A 23,391-nucleotide genomic window follows, 5' to 3' on the forward strand; every position below is an offset into this window, starting at 1 on the left:
TGAGGCGAGCCGCTCCCGGGTCTGGTTTTCGCCCTCCGAGCCTGACTCGTCACATGCGATAGTTCTAACTTCGGCACCCATCTTGTACATCTCCCGCTCGCGACTACCGCTCAGCTGTTACGCGGCCGTCTCCCACAGCGTCAAGTAAGCATCGAGATACGCCGTGATTGCCGCCTCACTTGCCCGCACCCCTCGGGACTGCGGCAGCATCACCGCGCCTCGGCGTGCATCGATCACGGCGACCCGCTCGCCAGGGTAGGCGCCACTGAGAAGTTCCAGGACGACTGCCGCCGCACCCGGCGTGAGGGGTTCCTTCGCCGTGTGCACGTGCACGAACATGTCGGAGTGGTCCTGCAGAGTGAGAACGAACTGCGGATACACCGACACCAGGTGCTCGCCGTCATGGTCGTCGTAGTAACGGCGGTTGCGGGCGGTGCGGCCGTCGACCGCTCCGAGGCTGCGCAGTGCGGGCACCAGTCCTTCGGCCACTTCCTCGAACGATGGGCGCTGCTGAGGGGTCGCCGCGGTGAGAGCCCGGCTGAGGTCGTCGCTGGTGAACCCGGACCGCACATGTCGGCGGATGGCTGCGAAGAGCCGCCCGTAGAAGTAGGCGAACTGCCGCTGGTCGCTCGCAGCAACGACTTGGCGGTAGTGCTTGCGCACGCATGCCGGACGTCGCGCGGACTTCAACGCGACGAACTCGGCGAGGTGGGTAGCGGAGGGGATGTGACGCTCTTGGCGCTCACCGCTCATTGCGAACCCCCTTGTGTTCCTTAGGGGATCCGTTCATGATCCGCCCCGTGGTGGTGTCGCGCTTGAACCACATGTCGTTGTGCTTGAACTCAGTGCGGGAGCGAACGGCGCCCTTGCGGTACCCGTTCCCAGTGTTCTTGGCCATCTTGTTGCCTCTCGATCAGTGCGGGTCATCTGATCCCGCACTCAGTAGTCGGATGAGAGGCGAAAAGAGTTAGTTAGGCTCGGCAGTCGCTGCAGACTCCATCAACGATGCGGCTCCGCGGCGTCAGGCAAAAGCAGGCGGTGCAAACAACGTCGAGCGAGTCACTGCGTTCATGAGGGCACTTTCCGCACCGCGGACAATACGGCTTCTTGCACGCAGGACAGGGATATCCGCGGCGCTGGAACGACTCACCACAACACGTCCCGGACAGGAGGGGTCGGCTATCCCACTCGCGATCGACGAGCCGGGGGAGCTCCGGCACACCCCACAGATCTTCGCCGGAAAACACCGCGACGATGCCGTTCGGCGCCCCCACAGCGTTGAGGTAAAACTCTTCCGCGCTGCCGAACCGTCCGGGCCAGCTGGCCCGGCGGACAACGTCGACGCCGTCTCCGACATTACGAAGCTGGTGACCGGCCGGGACCTGCTGTCCCGGCCACGGGTAGATGAACGGCCAGCCGTGCTCAGGATCGGCATGGATGCTGGCACTCGTGACAGTCATCGTCTGCCGTTCAATCAGCACAACAGCCCCGAAATGAGGAAGGTGCTGAGCGATCGCAATCGCGCACACAGGCCGGCTCGCCGATGAGCCCTCGTACAGATCGAGAACGTCGCGTGCGCGCGGCACTCGCCCGTCAAGGAACTGCTTCACGCTCGCAGGAGGTAACAGAAGGCTCTGGGCAACCCGATCGCAGACCGTCTCAAGGATCGCCTCGTGATCGTCCTGGTCGTAGATCCAGTTTGCGACATCGTCGTCGCTGTTCACGAGGTGGTGGCCGACCTCATGGGCGATCGTGAAATTGTGGCGGTTGCTGTGCGGGGTCGGCGCGTAGAAGAGCACACCGTCCTCGAGGAAAGAGACACCATCGCAGGCGCCACCAGCGCCACGCGTCTCGGCAAGGCCTGCGGAAGCAACCGCGCGAACACCGAACACAGGCTCCACAGCACCGCCCGGGTCCGCCGCGAACCGCAACACATCGGCCTCGGGAAGGCGCTGGATGAGACGAGCGACGGCGCGGTCGATGTTCATTGACGTGAACTTCCGGACTCGCCGCTTGACGCAACGAGGTGTTCGAGGAGCTCGCGAATCTGTTCCACGTCCGGCTCTTCCCCGCGATGAACCGTCGCTGTCGCACGAGTCAGCAACTGCGCTTCAGCCACCGACCGCGCGACATGTCGCAGCGTCTGCCACTGCTCGACGAGCGCGACAAACCACTCACTCCTGCGGAGAATAGTGTGGATGGTTGGTGCATCGCTCACCCGCGTCACGGTGAAAGCGTCCGCGGAAACTCTCAGGGCATCCCCGATATCTTGCAGCAACGCGGGGAGCAGTTCGATGCCTTCGCGGCTCTGCCAACTGGCGATCTCCGCGTTCGAGAATTGCCACCCTCGCTGGGCGAGCCGATCCCGAAGCTGCGAGACATTCAAGCCCGACTTCACACGCGCCTGCTTAAAGGCAGCAGGATCGATCGCAAGGCCCGGCGTGGGTGCGACGCCCAACATCGCTGCAATGGGGTCCTCCTCAACCGGCGGTGCACCACGAGTACTCACCCATGCGGCGTCCGCGATATCGGCGAGCTCCAACAATTCGCTGCGCTCTCCTGCAGTCGCGCCCGCGTCGTCAAGGAGCTGCGTCCGCAGAACTGGCATAGCGATAAGCCTGTCCAGAAGCTCTGCCTTCTGTTCCTCGTTCACGGTGTCACTCCTTCCCCAAATAGGTTCTCAACTTCTTCAAACCGGACGTCCTCAACTGGCTGATGCGCGGCGGCGACACCCCTAGCTCTTTTGCCAACTGGTCACGGCCAGCGTCATCGAATACCTGCCGAGTAATCACGAACCTCTCGTTCTCCGAAAGTAACTGCATGCCATCAAGCAGCTCGGGAATCCGAGCGGCGAGATCGACAGCGGCCTCCACCTCCGCGAACGCATCCTCACTTGCGTCATCGACAGGCTCGACGTCGAACTCGTCATCGTCGAACGACCGCCCCTGCTTCTTGACATGTTGCTTGCGCCCCCAGTCGTACGCCCTCCGCTGAGTGACTCGAATCAGGAACGCCTCCCAGTTCTTGATCTCCTCTGCGGGCGGCTTCTCTTGTAGTTCGCGGAACACTTCCTGCACCACATCGAGATCGCCGTCGGTCAGGCCAAACTTGCGCAGAAGCACAGCGGCCGCGGTACGAATCATCTTCTGACCGTGCTCCATGTAAAGCACACCGAGATTAGGCATCGTCATGACACAGTCACCCCAACTCGTCGCCGGCGTTCGTGTGGCTGCATGGTGGCTCCCTCATGGAGAAGTCGTGCAAGCGGTAAGAACAGTTAGCTCGATTCGTACCCTATCGACACGGATCGCCGAGGACACGCGGAGCTCGGACATGCCGTGACACTCGCCGACCATCGGTCGACTCGGTTGTGGGGTGACCGAGGCTGGCAGGGGAGGGTGCTTGTCTGTGGGGTGTTCGGTTCAATTACCTCCGTGGAGCCAGGAAAGCCCAACCGAGGTAGTAACCGCGCTGCAAGGAGCCCGCAACTCTCGATTCTGCATGGTCAGGTACTGGGTATGAGCCGGCCGGGCCACAGCCGCTCCGTGCACGGTGCCGTCTGCATTCCCGTCCCGCAACGCTCACGCTCAAGCACCGCAAGGCGTCGCACGATGGGGCCAGCCGCGATCAGCGTCGGCGCATCAGTTCAACGGTTCCGCGCGGAACCGAGGCACATCGTCGGCGTCATCTTCGTCGGGCCCGGAAATGACCAGCATGGCAACGCTGGTTGGAACCAAGGTCTCGATTTGCCAGTTCTGGTTCCAGCGAACAGCGATCGTGACATCGACGAAGTCGGTCGAGAAGTCAACCACCTCGCGTGTTGCGCCCCTTTCGCCAGGCGCGAGATCGCGGTAGGTCAAGACCTCTCCGAGAATCGTCCCGAACAGACCAACTCCGCGAGCGCGACACGCGGCCAAGGACGGGGGACGTTGCACGGCTTGCTCACCCGCCAGACGTATGTGATCTTCTGACGAGCGCTGGGGTACTGTTCGGGGTAGATTTCGACTGGCGGGGCACGCATGAAGGCGTATCAACCCGTGGCAGCAAGTACCATGAGAGCAAGCAATCGACTGATCTACTAGGGAATACGGTTCCCGCGCGGACCTGAACGTAGTGCCAAGTTCAATCAGTTGTTCTTGGTTCGAGTCCAGGTACCCCAGCAAGACGAAAACCCCCGGTAAATCGGGGGTTTTGTCGTTTGCGTGAGCGCGCCGCGCGGAGGCGATCCCCGTCTGATCCCCCGGGTGCGTCGCGCCCGCTCGCGCCGCGTCTCCTCTGCCACGATCTGGCCATGGGGAAACAATTTGATGACGACCTGTCCGTGCTACAGGGCTTGCAGTTCATTCAGGAGTCCGATTCAGCGAAGCATCTGCTGGCGTATGGCATCCGAGCGCTGAGGACGGCGGCGTTCATTGAGACGACGCGGGACCCGATCATGACGATGCTCTCGATCGGCGTTGAGAAGATGCTGAAGCTCGGCCTGGGATTGAACCATCTGGCGGCTACTCGCGGATGGCTCCCGCTGGCGGTTCTCAGGAACGATTACCGACACAACCTCATCAAGATGGAAGGACTCTTGCGCGAAGCAACCCACCTGAACGTCGGTCGAGCGATGCATCCGCACTACGTGAACGAAGCGCTTTCTGCTGTAGACAACGATCCTGTCTGGCTCTCACTTGTCGCCGCGCTCAACCGATATGGGCAGGAAGGGCGCTTCTACTTCCTGGACGCACTCGCGGACAATCCGCAACGTGAGGAAAGTCCTCAGGTGTTCTGGGATGCTGCTGAGCGCGTTGCACTTGAGAATGAGCCCGAACTGAACGACCTCTTCCAACGCATGATCAGTGACTACTCGCTCTCCGATGAGTTCTACCGCAAGCTCAACGAGCGCATGGCCGATAGCTTGCAGCGGTATTGGGATCTCGTTGCGATTGCAGGTGTTCAGGGCGTGCTCGGGGACCGCGGCAAGGGGTGGGGGCACGACTTTAAATTGATCGGGCGTCAGATCGCGGGTGGCTGAGCGGGCGTCTGCCAAGATGTGGCCGTGGGGAAGAACGATTTGAACAAGCGCATCCTGGACATTGCCGCAATCACAGAGAAGGAAGCTCAGCGCGCGGCAGACGCGGGCGACTTGGCCGAAGCTAAGCGCGTCATCTCCAACGGCATACGTGATCTGCGCGACTACAAGCGGGAGCTCACCGAAGCAGAGCGGTCAATCCGTGAGCAGTTCCAGGATGCCAAGTTGAAGAACCGTGCGTCGGGGCAGACCGTGGGCATGTTCGTCGGCAGCAAGACGCGCGCTGCGATGGCGCGAGGTCGCGCGGCTGAGGGGCGTCGGCTTTCGTCCAATCAGGCTGCTGTGTTGCAGCCGTACGCGCGGGCGAAAGCGAACGTCGACCGAGCGATTGCGGCGATGGACCGTGCCAAGGCGGACGTCACGAACGAGGCAGCACGGATGCGCGAGGGGAAATCCTCATCAGCCACCAGCGCGACGAGCGCACAGGCGACCGTGACCCAAGCACGCGCTGCCCCCACCGCTCCACCCCCTCCACCGCCCGTGCCTGCTCAGTGGGCAACTGACCCACATGGGCGGCATCAGCACAGATGGTGGGATGGAACGCGCTGGACGGAGCACGTCTCGAACGACGGGGTTGTATCCTCCGATCCGGTCTAGCCGTTCATGCTGACGACCAGCGCGAGCGCGGGGTGGCTCGCCACGGCGGCGAGGCAGGCCATGTCGTCGGCGTGATCGTCGCCGAACAGGCGCAGGTAATGCTTGTACATGGTGCCAACGCGTGTTGCTGTCCCACTCTTCGGGGCTACCTCGAGCGGAGCTCGTCCGTGTCGTGGCGCCGAGTTCCCTTCCTGGTCTGAGACAGGCGCGCCGCAGAACCATCGCGTCGACATCCCCTGAGCAGACCTGTCCTCGTTAGTTGGACCGCTGACTTAGTATGGTTAGGATCTTCGTGAGTTCGCCCGCAAGCGACTCGGGATGATCGGAGTGGCGGTGAGCGCGGGAAGGTCGCCTGGGGCATGTGGCGGCCGTGCCGGCGCTGAGCGGCAGGGGGTGTTGCCGCGCCGCCCGGAGTTCCCGTACCGATCGGGCGGTACGGGAACTCCTCCGCACGTGAGTGTGCGGCACGGGTCGCGTCCTGCCGGTGATCACGGCATATCCGTGACAGGAACCTACGATGTACTGGGTTCGGCACACGGCCGACAACGGAGGGGCCGGGAGGCGCGATGGAGGCGAAGGCCGCGAAGCGGGCCAATGGTGTGGAGACGCAGCGAGCCCTGCTCGTGGCGGCCGGCACGGTGTTCTCTCGGATGGCGTACGCGGAGGCCCGACTGAAGGACATCGCTGAAGAAGCGGGCATCAGCCAGGGGTCTCTGTACTTCCACTTCGGGAACAAGGATGACGTGGCGCGCGCTGTTCTCACTGTTCAGCAGGAGCGCATGGCCCAGGTGCTCGCCGACGTGCAGGCCCGTCCGGGATCCGGTCTGGACAGCATCCTGGGGCTGTTCGAGGGCCTCGCCGAACTGATCGCGATGGATGAGCTCGTGCAGGCGGGGATCCGCCTCTCGATGCAGCCCGCGACGGGGTTGGAGGTCGACTCCAGCACGCCCTACACGGCATGGGTCGATATCGCGGCTGCCGTCGTGCGCGACGGGGTCGCGGACGGGTCGATGTCAGCCGATCTCGAGGTGCGTGCGACGGCCGAGCTGTTGAACGAGATCTTCGTCGGTGCGCAGGTCCTCTCCGGGCTCGAGGACAAATGGGCCTCCCTGCCGCGTCGTGTCGCCGCGGCGCAGGCGGGAATACGGATGCTGCTCACGTCACCGCATCGATCGGCGTGATCGTTCGCGATGGTTGAGTCGGGTCACGGCACGGTGGGAACCGTGCAGGTCAGCCCCGGTTGATACACGCCGTAGCCGCGGCCCTCAGGATCCATCGACATGCCCACGTAGTTCTTGTAGAACGCGACGTGCGCGGTGAAACCGGTGTGCACGTGCATCATGTCCGTCGGATCGTCGTACTCGGCGTAGGTGCCGAGCAGCGCCGCGCGGACGGGCTTGCCGGTCGCTGTCGCGAGCTGGGCGGCGAAGGCCGACGCGTTGGCCGCGCAGAACACGTACTTGAGGAACTTGAACTTCGTCGTGATCGTGGAGCGCGACGGGAACGGCGTCTTCAGGATCGGCAGCAGGAAACCCTCGATGTAGTCGACGTCCTCCTTCACGACCCGATCGAGCGTCAGTACGGTGTTGTCGCCGGTGCCGCTCGTCGCGTAGCCCTTGGCGCCCTCCATCGCCCACATCGCGTGGTGGATCACCCGCGGGAACGCACAGCCCCAGAGCCAGGAGAAGCCGTCCGTCGCGAACGCCGCTTGGAACAGCGTGAGCGCGGCGGCGTCCTGGGTCGGCGCGACGAAGTCGTACTCGCCCCGGGAGTCCTTGTCGTTCGGATCCCGCTGCGTCGGGCCGAGCGTGGCCGTGATCGTGGTCGGGGCGCCCCCCGTGGACGGCACGGGGATGATCGGGGCACGGTCGTTGAAGCTGTTGACGAGGATGAGGCCGCCCATCCAGCCATGACCGAAGAAGCTCACCTCCTGCAGCGTGCCGGGCGCGTTCTGGCCGATGTCGCGGATCGCGGCGTACAGATCGGTGATCGACATCACGCTGAACTGGCCCGGCTTGAACCCGGTGCGGCTCACCCCGGCGGAGTCGGTGAACGTGCCGATGCTGGAGCGGCCGACGGCCCCGAACGTCGCCACCACGCTCGAGGTCTCGGTCTTCGTGCCGCCCGGGTAGGTCACGTCGATGCGGGTGACCTGACCGGCGCGAACGTCCATCATGAGGAATCGGAGATCCGCCTTCGCGGTGTTCTGCCGTGTCAGATACTTGCGGCGGTTCGTGGCCAGCACCTGGAAGTCGACGCCCTGGAACTCCCAGTCCACGCCGGCCATGATGATGTGGTTGCGCATGTCTCGGCCTCCTGCCGGTCGTCGTCCGCCACGGGACGGACGAGGCTCAGTTGGACGGCTGCCAGTCCTCTCCGACCTTGGTCCAGGTCGGGAGCGCGTCGTCCGCGCGCAGCTTGGCGAGGGTCGTGGGGAGCCGCACGAGCCACGGGTCGCCGACCGGCACCTCGTCGCCGGGCGCTCCGGTGGCCTCCTGGATCTCCTTGACGATCGGCACGTACAGCGAGCTGGAGATGTCGGGCGCGGGTCCGCCGTTCCAGATCTCGCCGGTCTCCAGGTAGTGCACGACCGCGGCCTCGAAGCCGGGACGGACCGGGAAGACCACGCGACCAGCGCCCGCTCTGAGGAAGTCGGCGAACTCGGTGTCGACGTCGTCGAGCAGCATCCGGTGCGACCAGGCGGGCTTCCAGCCCCAGAAGTACGGGTAGAAGAAGTAGACGATGTGCTCCCACTCGAAGGCCTGCTCGAAGAAGCGCACGTACGGCATCTGCTGCTCGCTGCGCGGCAGATCCGGCTGCGGGTAGCCCTCGATGGAGGTCTGCAGCGCGCCGAACGCGTCGAACTGCTGCGCGGTCAGCAGGGTGAGGCACTGCTTACGCAGCTCCGTCGTCACGATCCTCGAGTTCCACATCGGGTTGCGGCCGGAGATGACCACGCCGGCGGCGGCCGCCGCCTCGTCGAGCTGCGACTGGTAGGCCTGCTGCTTCGCGAGGTATCCCTGGGTGAGCGCGGCGTGCGTCTTCAGCTGCCAGGCCGTCATCGCGCGGGCGGTGCGCTCGCAGAAGATCTCCACGGTCGCCGCGAAGTCGCGCAGCTTCCAGCCATAGGTGGCCACCGACACCGCGCCGACCTCGCCGGCCATGTCGACGTAGGTCGCGTCGGCGAACACATTGAGCGCGTTGTTCCCGATGAGCAGATACCAGGCCGCCCCCGAGTAGGTGTTCCATGCGGCCGTCCACAGGGCGTACTTGGCCTGATAGCCGTCGTCGATCGCGATGTCGGCCGACTTGCTGAACTCGTACGGATCCTGCGGAACCGTGCCGTCGAACGCCTTGCTGAACGTCTTCACCGGCGGGGGAGGAGCTTCGATTCCGGTGACGTCGTATTGATGCGCCCAGAACGCGTAATTGCCTTCCGTGACCTGGGTCGGGGTGAGCGTGAACGGCACCGGTGCGGTGAAGGTCTGTCCCTCGAGTTTGCCCTTGGTCTGCGCGACGATGAAGGCGGTGCCAGGCTCGGGCAGCGTGACGTCGAAGAGCATCCGCTTGCCGTAGTTGTAGACCTGAGCCTGCAGCACCTTGTCCACCCACTGGTACACGCCCGAGATGTTGCCGGCGCCCTTCGTGTTGTCGAAGCCGTGCGAATAGCGCTCCTCGAACTCGTTCAGCGTGGTGGTGGTGCGTCGCTCGAGCACGCGGTCGACGACCTTGCTGACGGAGCGAGCGACGACGTCCTTGCTGAACTCCGAGGCCTGCTTGGTCGACTCCTCCGACGAGTGGTTCGTGGCGAAGTCGGCGTTGGCCTTCACCTCCACGAACGGGCCGTACTTCGCGTCCACGGACAGGCCCGCCTTGAACTGGGTGTCGTCCTTGATCGTGGAACTGGTCTCACGGCTGAGCGAGAACCGATCGGTCGACTGCGTGTCGCGCTCCTCCTCCTTCGTCGTCTCCTGCTCGGTGAGGATCGTGGTCTCGGTGCGCTCGAGACGCCGTGTCTCGCGGTCGAGGTGCTCGGACTTCAGCACGTTCTCCACATGTGCGAGCTCGCCGCCCTCGTAGCGCAGGACATGCTCCTTGACGAGCAGCAGGTCGCCCACGCCGACGGGGCGGATGGATCCGTGCCCGGTGGGCATGCCTGTCGCGGGGTCGCCTACGAGATCGGATGCTCCCGGGGTCTGCACCAGGGCGCTGCCCACGAGCGAGACGGCGGAGACCGCGGAGATCGGCACGGTGAGCGACGTCAGCAGAGATCCTCGTGCCTCGTCCAGCGTCCGCAGCATGACGGGCAGCGGGGTGGCGGCGACGTCGAGCGTGAGCCCCCGCAGGGTGCTGCGCACCGCGGCGGGCAGCTTCTGGACGGTGGACGTGTCCAGGACCCAGGGGATCCCAGGGGTGACGGATCCGGAGTTCTCCGTCTCGGTGCGTGCAGCGCTCGTACGCGCTGCGCCGCCTGCGTCGCCCGCCGCCCGTGCGGTGCGGGTCCGCGGCTGCGGCGCCTCGGAGCGGGTCTGGGCGGCGAAGCCGGAGGCGGAGAGCCCGCCCAGCGCGGCGATCGCGCGGTCCAGACGGTCGATCTCGGCGCGGATCCTGCCCTCGTCCGGGCCGGTGGGCCTCGGCCCTGGGTCCGTCGACGGCGGCTCGGATGCTGGCCTGTCCGCCTTCGGCAGGCTCGCTGGCATGACGAGCGGGCGCACGGCGATCTCGGGGTCGCCGTCTGCCGTCCGGGCGATGACGTCGAGACCCTGCGCGACCGTCGCGAGACCGCGCGCATCGGTGCCCGAGGAGTCGGAGAGCGCCTTCGCGGCGATCAGCGTGTCCTCGACGCGCTGACGGTACGCGGCGAAGTCCCCTCCCGACACCACCGCCGTCGATGCGCGTCCGGTCGCCGCCAGGATCACCGCCTCCGCGTCGGCGTTCGACATACGCGATACCCCGAGTGCGGCCGCGACGGCGCGGGCCGCGATGCCCAGCGGGTCCTCGGTGACCGTACGCACCGCGACGTCGGACTGGAGGAACGCCTTCGCCGATCGTCGGAGGGCGGGCGCGCCGTCGCCGATGTCGATCGCTCGGGCGTCGAGCGTGTGCACATCGGTCGTGGCGGGCAGATCCGCCGGACGCATCACCATGAAGCGGAACAGCTCGTTCATCCTGATCACCCTGATTCTCGTCGTGCTGGGATCCAGCGATGACAAGGAGTACGCGGCGCCGCTCCTGATACAGGACTCGTCCTCCGCGCAGCGATCGAGGCTGCGGCCGGCCTCTGGCTCACACCCTCCCGAAGACGTCAGGATCCACTGGGCGCTGCGCCCGCGGGAGCTTCGCGACCACGAGACGGTAGGCCTCGGTGACGAGCTCCTCGACGAGGCCCCGCTCGAGGCTGCCGTCGGCGCGCAGCGTGATCCAGTGCCGCTTGTTCATGTGGTAGCCGGGGATGATCGCGGGATACGTGGCACGCAGGGCCTCGGCGTCCTCCGGCGCGGACTTGAGAGTCACGCCCGTGCGGGTGGACGGCGAGAGCGCCATGAACATCAGTCCTCGCACGCGGAAGACGTCGACCTCGGGCCCGAACGGCTGGTCCACGGTGACGCCGGGAAGCTCCTCGGCACGCGCCTGCACCCAGTCCTGCATGTCGTCGCCTGTCATGCGCTGAGCCCTCTCGTCCGCAGGATCCGAGCCCGGATCCTTGCACCCATCATGCCGCGTGCGGGAGACGCCGAGCCGGAGTCGGTTCGCGCTGCGCCCCTGTACGCGCCGCGGATTTCGGCGGATCATGGGGCGAGGGCCGAACGAACGGGAGTCGAGCATGTCCGAGGACCAGGTCGCCACGTCGAGCATCATGATCGATGCGTCCCCCGACCGCGTGTGGGAGGTGCTGACGGATCCGGACGCGGTCCGAGAGTTCATGTTCGGGACGACGGTCGTCACGGACTGGACGGTCGGGGCGCCGATCCGCTGGCAGGGGGAGTGGGAGGGGCGCGCCTATGAGGACAAGGGCGTGATCCTGGAGGCCGAGCCGGGGCGGCGTCTCGTCTGCACGCACTTCAGCCCTCTCACGGGGAAGCCCGACATCCCGGAGAACTACCACACGCTGACCTGGACGATCGCGGGGGACGGCCCGGTCGAGTTCACGCTGAGTCAGGACAACAACCCCGATGAGGCGGCCGCCCTGCACTCGAAGAGGATGTGGGACAGCCTCGTGCGTGCGATGAAGGACATCGCCGAGCGGCAGGGCTGAGCACCGGAACCGGAACGCGCCGGGGATCCGTTGCCCTCGGTCCAGAAAACGTGCCATCCTCGGTACCACGTCAGCACCGATGCTCCGAGCCGTCCTGCGACCCGCCCCACCGGTGACCACGGGTGAACGACAGGGGGATCGCATGTCGCAGACCGATGCCGGGAGTCTCACGCACGCCGAAGACCACGGCGCGGAGCACGATGCGGAGCAGGCCGGGTACAAGAAGAGCCTGAACCGCCGACAGGTGCAGATGATCGCGATCGGCGGTGCGATCGGCACGGGCCTGTTCCTGGGATCCGCTTCCCGGCTGCACAGCAACGGCCCCGCCCTCGTGCTCAGTTACGCGTTCGTGGGCGTGATCGCCTACTTCCTCATGCGCGCGCTCGGCGAGCTCGTGCTGTACCGCACCACCTCCGGCGCCTTCGTGTCGTGGATGCGCGAGTTCTTCGGCGAGAAGGCGGCGTACTACACGGGCTGGATGTACTGGACGAACTGGGCGCTCACCGGCATCGCCGAGCTCAGCGCCGTCGGCCTGTACATCCAGTACTGGTGGCCGCAGATGCCCACCTGGGCCACGGTGCTCATCGCGCTCGCCGTGGTGCTCGTGGTCAACCTGCTCTCCGCGAAGGCGTTCGGCGAGTTCGAGTTCTGGGCCTCCGTGCTCAAGGTCACCGCGATCATCGTCTTCCTCGTCGTCGGGATCGTCGTGGTGGCGTTCAGCTTCGACGTCGGAGGGCATCGCGCGGGGATCCAGAACCTCTGGTCCAACCCCGGCGGATTCTGGCCCTCGGGTGACGGCTTCGCCTGGTACGGACCGATCATCGTGATGTCGGGCGTCGTCTTCGCGTACGCCGCTATCGAGATGGTCGGCATCGCGGCGGGCGAGATGGAGGATCCGAAGCGCGAGGTGCCGAAGGCCGTGAACGCGGTCATCGTCCGTATCGGCGTCTTCTACTGCGGCGCGCTGCTGCTGCTGGTCTGCATCCTGCCGACGAGCGAGTTCACTCCGGGCATCAGCCCGTTCGTGACCGTGTTCGGGCGGATGGGCATCCCCTGGATGGCCAACGTGATCCAGGCGATCCTCATCGTCGCGGCGATGTCGTCGCTGAACTCGGGGCTGTACACGACCGGGCGGGTGCTGCGCAGCCTCGGCATGGCGAAGCAGGCTCCGGGCTTCACGCTGAAGATGAGCCAGTCCGGCGTCCCCTGGGCGGGGATCGTGATGACGGCCGTCGTCTACGTGTTCGGATCCATCCTGAACGCGGTGAGCCCCGATGCTTTCGAGATCGCGCTGGAGGCGGCCTCGATCGCGGTGGTGTTCACCTGGGGCACGATCTTCATCTGTCAGTTGCGTCTGCGAAGACTCAGCGACAGGGGAGTGCTGCCGGCGAGCACGTTCCGCGCACCGGGCACTCCGTGGACGAGTTACCTGGGCCTCGCGTTCCTCGTGTTCGTGATCGTCGGCATGGCGATCTCGGGGTGGCAGGCCTCCCCGTACTTCTGGCACAAGACCGGCTTCGTCGTGGTCGTCGTGGGGATCCCCGTGCTGCTCGTGATCTTCGAGCTCGGCTGGCTGATCGTAAAGGGGAAGGTCGCCGCGCACACCGACGGGCGGATGCTCAGCAAATGGACTGACAGCGGTCTGCGCTATCCGCCTCGGGAGCCCGGCCCGCGCACCGAGTCGATCGCGGCCCTCGGCACCGTGCAGTTCGACGTGCACGACCGGGATGAGGACCACGAGGACGAGGGCATCGATATCGGTCCCATCGAGATCGAGATGCACGAGTGGGACAACCTCGAGGAGCCGGACAAGAACCCGCATGATGGCGGCTCGGACAAGAGCGAAGGGGGACGGTGACATGCGCCGTCTCAGCCTCGTCGCGGCAGGCCTCGTCGCGGTGTCGGCGGTGCTCGTCGCCGGCTGTTCCTCCGCGACCCCGCAGAACACCGGGGACAACAGCGCGACCGGATCCGGCTCCCTCACGATCGGCATTGCGGACGACCTCCCCGGCGTGAGCCTGAAGACGGACTCCGGGTATGCGGGATTCGACGTCGACACCGCGAACTACGTCGCCGGCAAGCTCGGCGTACCGACGAAGAACATCACCTGGCAGCGCATCGATCAGGACGAGCGGGTGAGCGCACTGACCTCGGGCAAGGTCGATCTGGTGGTCTCGACGTTCTCGATCACCCCCGACCGGGAGAAGGAGATCGCGTTCGCGGGCCCGTACTTCGTGGCGCATCAGGATCTGCTCATCCGTCGCAATGACGACACCATCACCGGTCCGGAGACCCTCGACGGCAAGAAGGTCTGCGCGGCCGCGGGGACGACCTCGATCGACTACCTCACCGCGCATTACCGCGGGAAGATCACGGTGGTGAAGGTGCCGTCCTGGTCGGAGTGCGTGCGCGACCTCGCGGCGGGCACCGTCGATGCGGTGTCGACGGATGACCTCATCCTCGCCGGCTTCGCGACACTGCCCGAATACAAGGGCGTGCTGCGCGTGATCGGCAAGGGCTTCACGGATGAGAGCTACGGGGTCGGCCTGAAGCAGGGCGACGACCGGCTCGACACCGTGCGCACCGCGCTCAAGGACTACATCTCGTCCGGGGCATGGAAGAAGTCGCTCGACGCGAACATCGCCCCGTCCGGCTACGCGATCCCCGCGCCGCCCACTGTGAAGTAGAGGTGGCACGGCGTCGTGAGCGCTCAGAAGACCGGGGTCCCCGCGCGCGTGAGCTGCCAGTTCACGACGTGGAAGTCCTTCGGGTCGATCGTGCCGGCCGCCGAGGCGTACGCCACGATGGCCTCGCGGATCGCGACCTGCGCGTTGTAGACGACCGGGGCCGTCGCGATGTGCGGGAAGCCGCCGCCGCCCGACTGGCGGTAGTTGTTAACTGCGACCACGAACTTCTGCGCCGGATCGACGGGCGCGCCGTTCCAGGAGAGGTTCTGGATCCGGGATCCCTGTGGCTGCGCGATGTCGACGTCGTATGCCACGCCCGAGAACTGGTCGTAGTTGTAGTCGGGCGTGTTCAGCGCGTTGGTCCAGCTCGCCGGATCCACGGGGGCGCCGGGGGCCACCTGCTGGAAGTACTTCGCGGAGTACTCCAGGTAGTCCTTGATCTCCGCACCCGTGAGCACCGAGGCCATGAGCGTGTTGTCGTAGATGTACAGGCCAGCGACGTCGCGGATCGTGACCTCCCCGGCGGGGAATGTCGCCTGCCGGTTGAAGGGAGCGGCGATCGACACGACCGGCAGCGCGGCCTCGGGCGTGCCGGCGATCGCCTTCGTCACGGTGTCGACCTGCACCCTGTTGACGTAGTCGAGGATCGCGGTGTCCTTCCAGCAGGACTCCGCGGCGGAGAGCTCCTCGGTCGAGGTCGCGACCGGCTTGTTCACATAGGCGACCACGGCGTCGTGCTGCGCCTGGATGAGCGCGACGACGGCAGGATCGTCCTGAACCGTGTTCGTATTGACGTTCGTGGCCTTCTTCGAGACGACGGTCCACTGTCCCTTGACCTGCTGCAGCTCGATGTCGAAGACGCTCAGGCGCTGGCCCCAGCACATCGGCTCGCTGAGCACGACCTGCTGTCCCGTGGTCGCGTTGGTCACGAACCGCTGCGGGATGTCCTTGTGCGCGTGGCCGAACAGGATCGCGTCGACACCCGGCACCTGCTCAGCGATCAGTGCCGCGGCGTTCTCGTTGGGCAGCGCGTCGCCGTATGACGAGGTGCCGCTGTCGCCGGAGTGCACGCTCACGACGAGCACGTCGACGCCCTGGTCGCGGATCACGGGCACCCAGCGCTTCGCGGTCTCGACGATGTCCAGCACCTCGAGCTTGCCGCTCACGTTTGCCTTGTCCCAGATGACGATTCCCGGGTTGGTCAGACCGAGCACGCCGACCCGGATCGGCTTGGCGCCCTTCGGGTGCAACGTCTTGATCGTGTAGGGCGTGTACGCGGGCACGGTGGTTCCCGCGTGCACGGCGTTCGCGCCGAGCACGGGCGCATTCATCTGCGAGATCCACGTGTCGAGGAAGTCGAGGCCGTAGTTGAACTCGTGGTTGCCCAGGGCCACCGCGTCGTAGCCGATCGCGTTCATCTGCGCGGCCATGGGGTGGATCGCGCCGCTCGTGGTGATCGGGTCGATGGTCGCGTAGTAGAAGCCCAGCGGGGTGCCCTGGATGGTGTCGCCGGCGTCGAAGAGCAGCGTGCGGTCCCGCCCGCGATCGGCGCGGATCTGGTTGACGACGCTGGAGACGCGGGACAGGCCGACGACGTTGCCGGCCTTGTCGGTGTACGCCGCGTCCTTGTAGTAGTCCCAGTTGACCGCATGCGAGTGGATGTCGGAGGAGCCCATGATCGTGATGGTCACGGACTTGCCGACACCGCCTGCAGCCGCGGACGCCGAATCGGAGCTGGTGGCGACCCAGCCGGCCGCCGCGAGGGCGCTCGCCGCGGAGACGCCGGTCAGGAATCCGCGCCGGCTCAGCCCTGAGCGTCGCTCCTGCTCGATGTCATCGGGGACGGCGCAGGAGCACCACCGGGGCTGCGGGGCGTCGGCGTGGCGGTGGAGATGTGTTTCATCTGTCATGAGGACCGATGCAACCATGCCCGGGTGACGACGACAACAACGCGCGCGTTAACAATCTCCCATTGCGCGTACGAGCGGATCCGGTTTCGCGGCGTGCTCAAGCGAGCGGCGATCGGCGTGCGGACGCGGCTCCCGCGGTTTCCGCCCCGTCGTCGGTCCGCACGCTCCGAAGACGGTCCCATCCGATCCGCAGACGGCTCCGAACAGAGGGTGAGCGGCACCGTGCCGCACTCGAGGAGGAGCAATGCGTTCGTCACCGAACCGTCTGATCGCCGTCATCTTCGGCGCCGTCTACATCGTCGTCGGAGCACTCGGCTTCGCCGTGACCGGAGGAGTGTCCTTCCTGGCGACCCAGGGAGGAATGCTGCTCGGGATCTTCATGGTCAACCCGCTGCACAACGTCGCCCACCTGCTCATCGGCGCCGCACTGCTCGCTGCGGGCCTCGCGTCCACGCGTGCGGCGAAGGGCGTCAACACCGTCGTGGGGGCGGCATACCTGCTGCTCGGCATCGTCGGTTTCTTCCTCGTGGGGACCGCGGCGAACATCCTCGCGCTGAACACGTTCGATCACTTCCTGCACCTCGCGAGCGCGCTGCTGCTGCTCGCGGTCGGGCTGGGCGTCGAACGCGGCGCGTCCCGCGAGGCGATGGCCTGAGGTCGTCGTGCTGCGCAGCTGGCCCGCGCTCCTCGCCTGGGGCGCGGGTCTGATCCACCTGGCGATCGGGGCCGCGGTCGCCCGCGCATACGGCGATGGGAACGCCATCATGCTGCTGGCGCCGATGCTCGTGGTCGGAGCCGCGGAGATCGCCTGGGGTGTCGCCGTGCTCCGTGCCGGGCGGATCCGCGGGGGAAGAGCCGCAGCGGTCGGCGCGATCATCGCGGTGCTGATGGGGGCTGTCGCCCTCGTCGGAGGGGCACCGGTGATCGCGGTGGGGACCTCGTCTGCGCTGGCCATCGCTTCGGGAGCGATGGCGGCGCGGATGCGGGAAGCGGGGGTGGCCCGGACCGGCAAGGGGGAGGATCCGGTCCGGACATCCCGGTCGCGGGCGGCGGGGGTGGCTGTGGGGGCCCTCCTCGTCGCTGCGCTCGCGATGCCGGGCTTGGCGCAGACCGATGCCGCGACGAACGGGGATCCGCACGATCATGGGGTCGGTGCAGATCTGCCGCTCGTCGATCCGCACGCGCACCACTGAGCCACGGCCCGGGGTGCAGACGAGAAGAGGCCCCCGCCGGAGCGGGCGCCTCTTCGCGTGCGACGTCGGATCAGAAGACGTTGGACTGGAGCCACGCGAGCGGGTCGATGGCGCTGTCGTTGATGTGCACCTCGAAGTGCAGGCAGGATCCGACCGTCCAGCCGGTGTCGCCGACCCGGCCGATGAACTGACCCGCGGTGACGCACTCGCCGGCCTGGACCGCACGGCTGCCGTAGGTCATGTGCCCGTAGAGCGTGGAGACGGCGTTGCTGCCGCTCAGGGACGGGTGCGCGATCTCGACCGTCACGCCGTAGCCCTGGTAGCTCTCGGACGAGAGCGTGACGCAGCCGTCGGCCACGGCGTAGATGGGGGTGCCGATGCCGGCGGCGAAGTCCTGGCCCATGTGGCTGCGCCCGGTGCGGGCCGCGCCGAAGCCATCGGTCAACGTGTACGAGCCGGCGGCCATCGGGTAGATGACCTGACCGGGCTTGGCGATCGAGGCGACGCCGGTGCGCTCGGCGGCGGCGGTCGCCGCCTGCATCGCGCTGAGCTCGGAGGGCGTGGTCGCCGTGAACGTGCCATGCACCTGCACATCGGGAAGCACATCGCCTGCGGCCGTGAACGACTGTGCGCGGATGTCGGCGGATGCGCTGTTGGCAGGCTTGGCGTCACCCGCATGCACCATGCCGAGGGCGGGCAGCGCGGTGCCGACGACGAGCGCCGAGATCGCGAGGGCGGCGCCGGTGCTGCGCCCGATGTTCTTGGCGCCACGGCGGGGACGCTTGCCGGCGGGGACGATGTGCGCGGGGGCCGCGGAGCGGGTCGCCGGCTCGGGGGCCTGCGGAGGTGCGGGCACGCGCGCCTGGGGCGCAGTCGGGTCGAACAGCGGCTGCGGGGCCGGCTCGGCCGGGGCGCTCGAGGTGCCGGCGGGTGCAGAGATCTGCGCGGACGTGGTCGCCTGTGCGGCGGCCTCCCTCATCTCCCGGCGCGAACGGGGCGCGGTGGTGCCGACGGTCGCGGACGGGGCTTCTGTCGTGCGGGCAGAGGGGTGCGCGGTTTCGGGGGCTCGCGAACTGATGATGTGCTCCTCGGGCAGCGGAGGGTGTGACGTCTCCGCCATCGGGGGGAACGGAGGGGTGTTACAACTCCGTAATAATACGGATCGTTCCTGAGAGTTCCATACATTGGCCGTCAAACGCCGTCTCGGCGTGGCGCGATCGGAGCACGTCGTCAGCGCCCGCCGCCGCGGTTGGTGATGGTCTGCGCGAGCGCCAGATACTCCTTCGGCGTGGCCTCGGGAAGGTAGGCCTCGCCGATCGCGAGTCCGATGGCCGCGAGCTTGGCCGGATCCGCATAGGCCATGTAGATGGTCTCGTAGCGCGGGTTGAACTTGCTCTTGAACCGGAACAGCGACGTGAACCCGTAGGCGGGCTCGAGCATCTCTCCGAGCCAGCCGAGCAGGCGGGTCATGATGGTCGGATCCGGGGCCTGCTCGCCGGGCTTGGTGGCCAGCGGTGCACCGGACAGGCTGAGTGTCTGTGCGCCCTGCTCCTTCATATGCAGGGCCGCCGAGGCGATGATGAACTCCATGATGCCGGGCATGGATCCGTCGCTGCGGCGCATGAAGTCGATGGTCCAGCCGGTGACCTTCCCGTCCGTCCAGCTCGGCAGCCAGCTCGTGGTGGCCTCGATCCCGCCGTCCTTGTTGAGGGCGAGGAAGATGCCGACATCGGAGTCCTTGAGCTCCTCCATGCCGCCGAGGGTGAAGCCCATCTCCGGCAGCTTCTTGTGGGCGACCCACTCCTCGCTGACGGCGGTGATCTCCCGCGAGTAACGGGTCGGCAGGTCGTTCCACGTCGACCACAGCGTGGTGATGCCCTCGCGTTCGCCGCGGTTCAGCGGCTGGCGCACCTTCTGCCACGCCTTGCCGGCGAGCTCGAAGCCCGGCAGGTCGATCACGGTCTCCTCGCCGACGGACATGTACTGCCAGCCGAAGGACTGGAAGATCGGCAGGTAGCGCTCGTGGAAGCTGTAGAAGCACGCCGACCAGCCCTGGGACTCGCAGTAGGCGATGAAGGCCTCGACGGTCTCACGCTCGGCTCCCTCGGCGCACACCGGATCCGACACCGTCAGGGCGACCTTGCGGATGACGCGGTATGCGACGGCACCCCGACCGTCGGCGGTGAACCAGTAGCTGTTGCCGGCCCCGGTGCCCATGAATCCGAGGGTGCCGCCGCCCCCTTCGCGCAGCAGCGCTCGGAACCGCGCCTCCTCGACGACGGCGCGGTCCACCTGGGTGGCGCGGAACAGCCGCACGCTGGCGACGATGAAGACGATCCAGAACGGCACGCCCACCCACTGGTAGACGAACAGCGCTGCGCCGTCGATCGGTATCCCTGCATCGGAGATGGCGGGTAGCAGCCCGCTGGAGACGAAGGGACGCACCATGTCGGCGAGCAGCTCGCCCACCGACGGCTGGCCGTCCAGGTAGTTGTCGCCGTCGATCAGCCCGATGGCGAGATAGAGCCCGGCGAACACAGCGAACGCACCGACCACGGTGAGGATGAAGTGTCGCACGGCGGCGGGAGGCGCGGCGACGCGGAAGTGCCGCCGGGTGAACAGCAGCAGGGCGATCACGCCGATCGGGACGAGGACGGCCAGGACCATCGCGATCCCGTCCTCGATGAGCAGGGCGCCGCGGAGCTTGTCGTCGAGCAGGTCGTTGATGCCCACCGACGTGGCCGTCAGCAGGGCGATCACGGCGTTGACCGCCAGCGCCATGATCCACGCGGCGCGGCGGCCCGTGCGCAGCCCCCAGGCGGCGACCAGCGTGAGCACCAGTGGGACGAGGCTCACCAGGAACGGCCCTGGGCCCGAGTTGAGGATCGCGTCGGCCTGGCGCACGCAGTCGGCGGTGAAGTCATCGACGCAGGACTTGGGCATGGTGGCGGCCTCGATCGGGGAGAATCCCGAGACCACGAGCCCGAGCGGCGAGTACCAGGCGCCCGAGATCAGCACGATGAACGGCCCGAGTCCCGTGGCGCCGACAATGGCCGCGACCAGGGTGCGCACCTCGCGATGGGAGCTGCGATGCCAGGTCGGCCGTATCGCGCCGCGCGCCAGCACGAGGCCGAGGAGCAGCCCGAGCGCCCCGGAGATGAGCCGGAACACGCTGTCGCTGTCCGCGGCGTACAGCGCGAACATCATCAGCAGAGTGAAGCCGACGACGCGGATGCGGCGCTGCCACAGCGCCGGGGCGAGGGCGCTCGCCGCCATCAGCATGCCGACGGTGCCGATCGTCGGATCCGCAACGGCGTCGTAGCTGGCGAGCAGGCCCCATTGCGAGCCCCACGAGACCAGCAGCCACTGGCCGCCCAGGCCGATGACCATCGCGAGGACGCCGGTCAAGAAGAAGGTCCACGCGGCGCGGACGCTGCCGAGCTTGCGCTCCGCGTACGCGCCGGCGGTCAGGATCAGCAGGATCGCGAGCACCCCGCCGATCACCGAGTCTCCGAACAGCAGCGCGGTGAGCGGGGTCCACCAGTCGCCGTCCTCGATCGTGGTGCTCACCGATGCGGCGAACTCCTGCGGGAACCGTCCGAGGAACGTCCCCGTGACGAATCCGGCGGCCAGCACGACCAGGGCCAGCGCCGCGCTGAACGGATTGCGCAGCAGATACGTCAGCACAGCGCGGATCCAGCGCGGCGTCTCGCGCGGTGCAGACGGGGGAGCGATGGTGCCGGCGGGGGCGTTGTCAGAGGCGGTCATACGCTGCTCTCTCTGCGATGATCGCGCGGTTCGTGCCGGATCCGCGCGGTGGCGGGCGGCCACCCCTTCAGAGTGCCCAACCTCCGCGACGTTGTACAGCCGGGCTGTCAGCGCGGCGCGGCGAGCCCCGAGCCGTCGCGGCGTTCGAACACGAGCTGCGTCTCGGTGGCGCGGACGACGTCGTGCACCGTGATGCGCTCCAGCACGATGTCGCGGAGCGCGGCCGCATCGGCGACGGCGACGTGCACGAGGAAGTCGTCGGCACCCGCGATGTGGAACACCTGCAGCACGCCCTCGGTCGTCTCCAGTGCGTCGAACAGCGCCTCCACACCGGTCTTGCTGTGGTTGCCCAGCCGCACCCGGATCACGGCCTGCACCGGGCGGCCGAGCGCGGCAGGATCCAGTTGCAGGCGCAGCCCGAGGATCACACCCCGCGTGCGCAACGAGCGCAGCCGGAATGCACAGGTGGAGGCGGGGATCCCCAGCGCGGCCGCGAGCTGCTTGATCGGGGCGTCGGGGTGCTCGGACAGGGCGGCGAGTATGCGCAGATCGAGGCCGTCGACGCCGTGCTGCTCCGTGCTCAAGATCCACTCCTCGTATCGCCCGTTTGTTGTGTTGAACACAAGACTGACATCATCTGCGGATCCGTGCAGCAACGCAGATAGCAGTTTGCTGTGCGTGGAGGGATCCTGTGTGCATGAGCGACGACGATTCCCTGCGTGACATGCCCCTGCGTCCCGAGACCGTCGCGGTGCACGCCGGCCGGGCAGACCTCGCCGCCCTCGGCGTGCACGCCGCGCCGATCGACCTCTCCTCGACCAACCCGCTGCCGGATATCGCGCACGGCGGCGACTCCTACGAGTCGATGGCGACCGGCGGGCAGCCGCTGCCGGACGGCGGCAACGTCTATGCGCGGCTGTGGAACCCGACGGTCGCGCGCTTCGAGGAGGGCCTCGCGGAGCTCGAGCACGCCGAGGCGGCCGTCGCGTTCTCCAGCGGCATGGCCGCGATGACGGCGGCGATCCTGTCGCACACCATGGCGGCCGGCAAGCACCACATCGTCGCGGTCCGTCCGCTCTACGGCGGCACCGATCACCTGCTCGACTCCGGGCTCCTCGGCGCCGAGACCACGTTCTGCGCCGAGCACGAGGTGCACGCGCACCTTCGCTCCGACACGGGCCTCGTGGTCGTCGAGACGCCGGGCAACCCCACCCTGGACCTGGTCGACATCGCCGCGGTCGTCGCACAGGCGGGTGATGTGCCCGTGGTCGTCGACAACACGTTCGCGACCCCGCTGCTGCAGAACCCCCTGGATCTCGGCGCCGCCATGTCCTTGCACAGCGCGACGAAGTACATCGGCGGGCACGGCGATGTGATCGCCGGCGTCATCGCGTGCTCGGAGGAGACCGCGCGGGCGCTGCGTCGCGTCCGTGCGATCACCGGTGCGCTGCTGCATCCGCTCGGTGCGTACCTGCTGCACCGCGGGCTCGCGACGCTGCCCGTGCGCATGGAACGGCAGCAGCGTTCCGCCGAGCGCGTCGTGGCGTGGCTGGCCGAACACCCCGCCGTGGCCGAGGTGTTCTACCCCGGCATCGGCGACGAGCGCGGTCTCATCCCGCGGCAGATGCGCGGCGGGGGCGCCATGATCGCCGTGCGACTGCGGGACGGCTATGACGCCGCCGAGGCCCTCACCGGTTGTGTACGGCTGTTCACGCACGCGGTGTCGCTCGGCGGCGTCGACTCCCTCGTGCAGCACCCGGCGGCGCTCACGCACCGGCCGGTCGCGGCGGAGGCTCGTCCCGGTGCCGACATCGTTCGGCTCTCGATCGGGCTGGAGGATCCGGAGGATCTCATCGGCGATTTGGCGCAGGCGCTGGCCAGGATCGCCGTCCGCGCGGAGTGA

Annotated in this window: 22 protein-coding genes; 9 read left to right on the plus strand and 13 right to left on the minus strand. The window is 67.2% G+C overall.

All coding sequences use genetic code 11. The features are described 5' to 3' along the window. Positions 1 to 117 precede the first annotated feature (117 nt). From AB4078_RS04430 to AB4078_RS04455, 6 genes are all read right to left on the minus strand, one after another. Entirely contained in the window at positions 118 to 753 is a 636-nt protein-coding gene (locus AB4078_RS04430) for a hypothetical protein (RefSeq protein ID WP_441976109.1), read from the minus strand. Continuing rightward, a complete protein-coding gene (locus AB4078_RS04435; protein WP_441976110.1) occupies positions 743 to 898 on the minus strand; it encodes a hypothetical protein in 156 nt (51 codons plus the stop codon). Before AB4078_RS04435 ends, AB4078_RS04430 begins: the two co-directional genes overlap by 11 nt. Before the next feature lie 73 nt (positions 899 to 971). Then, complete coding sequence (locus AB4078_RS04440) at positions 972 to 1,988, minus strand: ImmA/IrrE family metallo-endopeptidase (RefSeq protein ID WP_441976111.1); 1,017 nt, start codon at positions 1,986 to 1,988, stop codon at positions 972 to 974. After that, positions 1,985 to 2,653 carry a hypothetical protein gene (locus AB4078_RS04445; RefSeq protein WP_441976112.1) on the minus strand — a complete coding sequence of 223 codons (669 nt, stop codon included), beginning with the start codon at positions 2,651 to 2,653 and terminating at the stop codon, positions 1,985 to 1,987. Before AB4078_RS04445 ends, AB4078_RS04440 begins: the two co-directional genes overlap by 4 nt. A 4-nt stretch (positions 2,654 to 2,657) precedes the next feature. Continuing rightward, on the minus strand, positions 2,658 to 3,191 hold the full coding sequence (locus AB4078_RS04450) for a sigma-70 family RNA polymerase sigma factor (protein WP_441976113.1): 534 nt from the start codon (positions 3,189 to 3,191) through the stop codon (positions 2,658 to 2,660). Positions 3,192 to 3,641: 450 nt separating this feature from the next. Then, positions 3,642 to 3,860 carry a hypothetical protein gene (locus AB4078_RS04455; RefSeq protein WP_441976114.1) on the minus strand — a complete coding sequence of 73 codons (219 nt, stop codon included), beginning with the start codon at positions 3,858 to 3,860 and terminating at the stop codon, positions 3,642 to 3,644. A 431-nt stretch (positions 3,861 to 4,291) separates the two neighbouring features. Here AB4078_RS04455 and AB4078_RS04460 point away from each other — a divergent pair, with 431 nt between their 5' ends. The 3 genes from AB4078_RS04460 (at position 4,292) to AB4078_RS04470 (ending at position 6,855) form a co-directional block, all read left to right on the plus strand. Next, the gene (locus AB4078_RS04460; protein WP_441976115.1) at positions 4,292 to 5,020 is read left to right on the plus strand and encodes a hypothetical protein; all 729 of its coding nucleotides are present in this window, start codon (positions 4,292 to 4,294) and stop codon (positions 5,018 to 5,020) included. 24 nt (positions 5,021 to 5,044) lie between these two features. Then, complete coding sequence (locus AB4078_RS04465) at positions 5,045 to 5,674, plus strand: DUF2510 domain-containing protein (RefSeq protein WP_441976116.1); 630 nt, start codon at positions 5,045 to 5,047, stop codon at positions 5,672 to 5,674. Positions 5,675 to 6,240: 566 nt separating this feature from the next. Then, positions 6,241 to 6,855, plus strand: coding sequence for a TetR family transcriptional regulator (locus tag AB4078_RS04470; protein ID WP_441976117.1), 615 nt, complete (start codon positions 6,241 to 6,243; stop codon positions 6,853 to 6,855). A 23-nt stretch (positions 6,856 to 6,878) separates the two neighbouring features. On the opposite strand, the gene AB4078_RS04475 is transcribed toward AB4078_RS04470, so the two are convergent. The 3 genes from AB4078_RS04475 to AB4078_RS04485 form a co-directional block, all read right to left on the minus strand. Next, positions 6,879 to 7,979 (minus strand): hypothetical protein, encoded by a 1,101-nt coding sequence (locus AB4078_RS04475; RefSeq protein WP_441976118.1) that lies wholly within the window; start codon positions 7,977 to 7,979, stop codon positions 6,879 to 6,881. 46 nt (positions 7,980 to 8,025) lie between these two features. After that, positions 8,026 to 10,842 (minus strand): hypothetical protein, encoded by a 2,817-nt coding sequence (locus tag AB4078_RS04480; protein WP_441976119.1) that lies wholly within the window; start codon positions 10,840 to 10,842, stop codon positions 8,026 to 8,028. 118 nt (positions 10,843 to 10,960) lie between these two features. Next, a complete protein-coding gene (locus AB4078_RS04485) occupies positions 10,961 to 11,338 on the minus strand; it encodes an MmcQ/YjbR family DNA-binding protein (RefSeq protein WP_441976120.1) in 378 nt (125 codons plus the stop codon). A gap of 160 nt (positions 11,339 to 11,498) precedes the next feature. On the opposite strand from AB4078_RS04485, the gene AB4078_RS04490 reads away from it, so the two are divergent. The 3 genes from AB4078_RS04490 (at position 11,499) to AB4078_RS04500 (ending at position 14,617) form a co-directional block, all read left to right on the plus strand. After that, positions 11,499 to 11,930 (plus strand): SRPBCC domain-containing protein, encoded by a 432-nt coding sequence (locus AB4078_RS04490; protein WP_441976121.1) that lies wholly within the window; start codon positions 11,499 to 11,501, stop codon positions 11,928 to 11,930. Between the two features lie 142 nt (positions 11,931 to 12,072). After that, entirely contained in the window at positions 12,073 to 13,788 is a 1,716-nt protein-coding gene (locus tag AB4078_RS04495) for an amino acid permease (RefSeq protein ID WP_440732006.1), read from the plus strand. 1 nt (position 13,789) lies between these two features. Continuing rightward, positions 13,790 to 14,617 carry a transporter substrate-binding domain-containing protein gene (locus tag AB4078_RS04500; protein WP_441976122.1) on the plus strand — a complete coding sequence of 276 codons (828 nt, stop codon included), beginning with the start codon at positions 13,790 to 13,792 and terminating at the stop codon, positions 14,615 to 14,617. Between the two features lie 23 nt (positions 14,618 to 14,640). On the opposite strand, the gene AB4078_RS04505 is transcribed toward AB4078_RS04500, so the two are convergent. Beyond that, positions 14,641 to 16,527, minus strand: coding sequence for a bifunctional metallophosphatase/5'-nucleotidase (locus AB4078_RS04505; RefSeq protein WP_441976123.1), 1,887 nt, complete (start codon positions 16,525 to 16,527; stop codon positions 14,641 to 14,643). A 244-nt stretch (positions 16,528 to 16,771) separates the two neighbouring features. Here AB4078_RS04505 and AB4078_RS04510 point away from each other — a divergent pair, with 244 nt between their 5' ends. Next, a complete protein-coding gene (locus AB4078_RS04510; protein ID WP_440732003.1) occupies positions 16,772 to 17,182 on the plus strand; it encodes a DUF4383 domain-containing protein in 411 nt (136 codons plus the stop codon). A 7-nt stretch (positions 17,183 to 17,189) separates the two neighbouring features. Then, entirely contained in the window at positions 17,190 to 17,720 is a 531-nt protein-coding gene (locus AB4078_RS04515) for a hypothetical protein (protein ID WP_441976124.1), read from the plus strand. A gap of 70 nt (positions 17,721 to 17,790) precedes the next feature. Here the strand turns inward: AB4078_RS04515 and AB4078_RS04520 are convergent, their stop codons facing one another. The 3 genes from AB4078_RS04520 to AB4078_RS04530 all read right to left on the minus strand — a co-directional run bounded on the left by AB4078_RS04520 (position 17,791) and on the right by AB4078_RS04530 (position 22,072). Further along, complete coding sequence (locus AB4078_RS04520; RefSeq protein ID WP_441976125.1) at positions 17,791 to 18,840, minus strand: peptidoglycan DD-metalloendopeptidase family protein; 1,050 nt, start codon at positions 18,838 to 18,840, stop codon at positions 17,791 to 17,793. Between the two features lie 110 nt (positions 18,841 to 18,950). Beyond that, the gene (locus tag AB4078_RS04525; RefSeq protein WP_441976126.1) at positions 18,951 to 21,488 is read right to left on the minus strand and encodes a bifunctional lysylphosphatidylglycerol flippase/synthetase MprF; all 2,538 of its coding nucleotides are present in this window, start codon (positions 21,486 to 21,488) and stop codon (positions 18,951 to 18,953) included. 107 nt (positions 21,489 to 21,595) lie between these two features. Next, complete coding sequence (locus AB4078_RS04530; RefSeq protein ID WP_440731999.1) at positions 21,596 to 22,072, minus strand: Lrp/AsnC family transcriptional regulator; 477 nt, start codon at positions 22,070 to 22,072, stop codon at positions 21,596 to 21,598. A 113-nt stretch (positions 22,073 to 22,185) separates the two neighbouring features. Here AB4078_RS04530 and AB4078_RS04535 point away from each other — a divergent pair, with 113 nt between their 5' ends. Continuing rightward, positions 22,186 to 23,391: a trans-sulfuration enzyme family protein gene (locus AB4078_RS04535; protein ID WP_441976127.1), complete on the plus strand. Its 1,206-nt coding sequence runs from the start codon at positions 22,186 to 22,188 to the stop codon at positions 23,389 to 23,391.

This window comes from Microbacterium sp. 2MCAF23 (assembly GCF_052115565.1).
Lineage (GTDB): Bacteria > Actinomycetota > Actinomycetes > Actinomycetales > Microbacteriaceae > Microbacterium.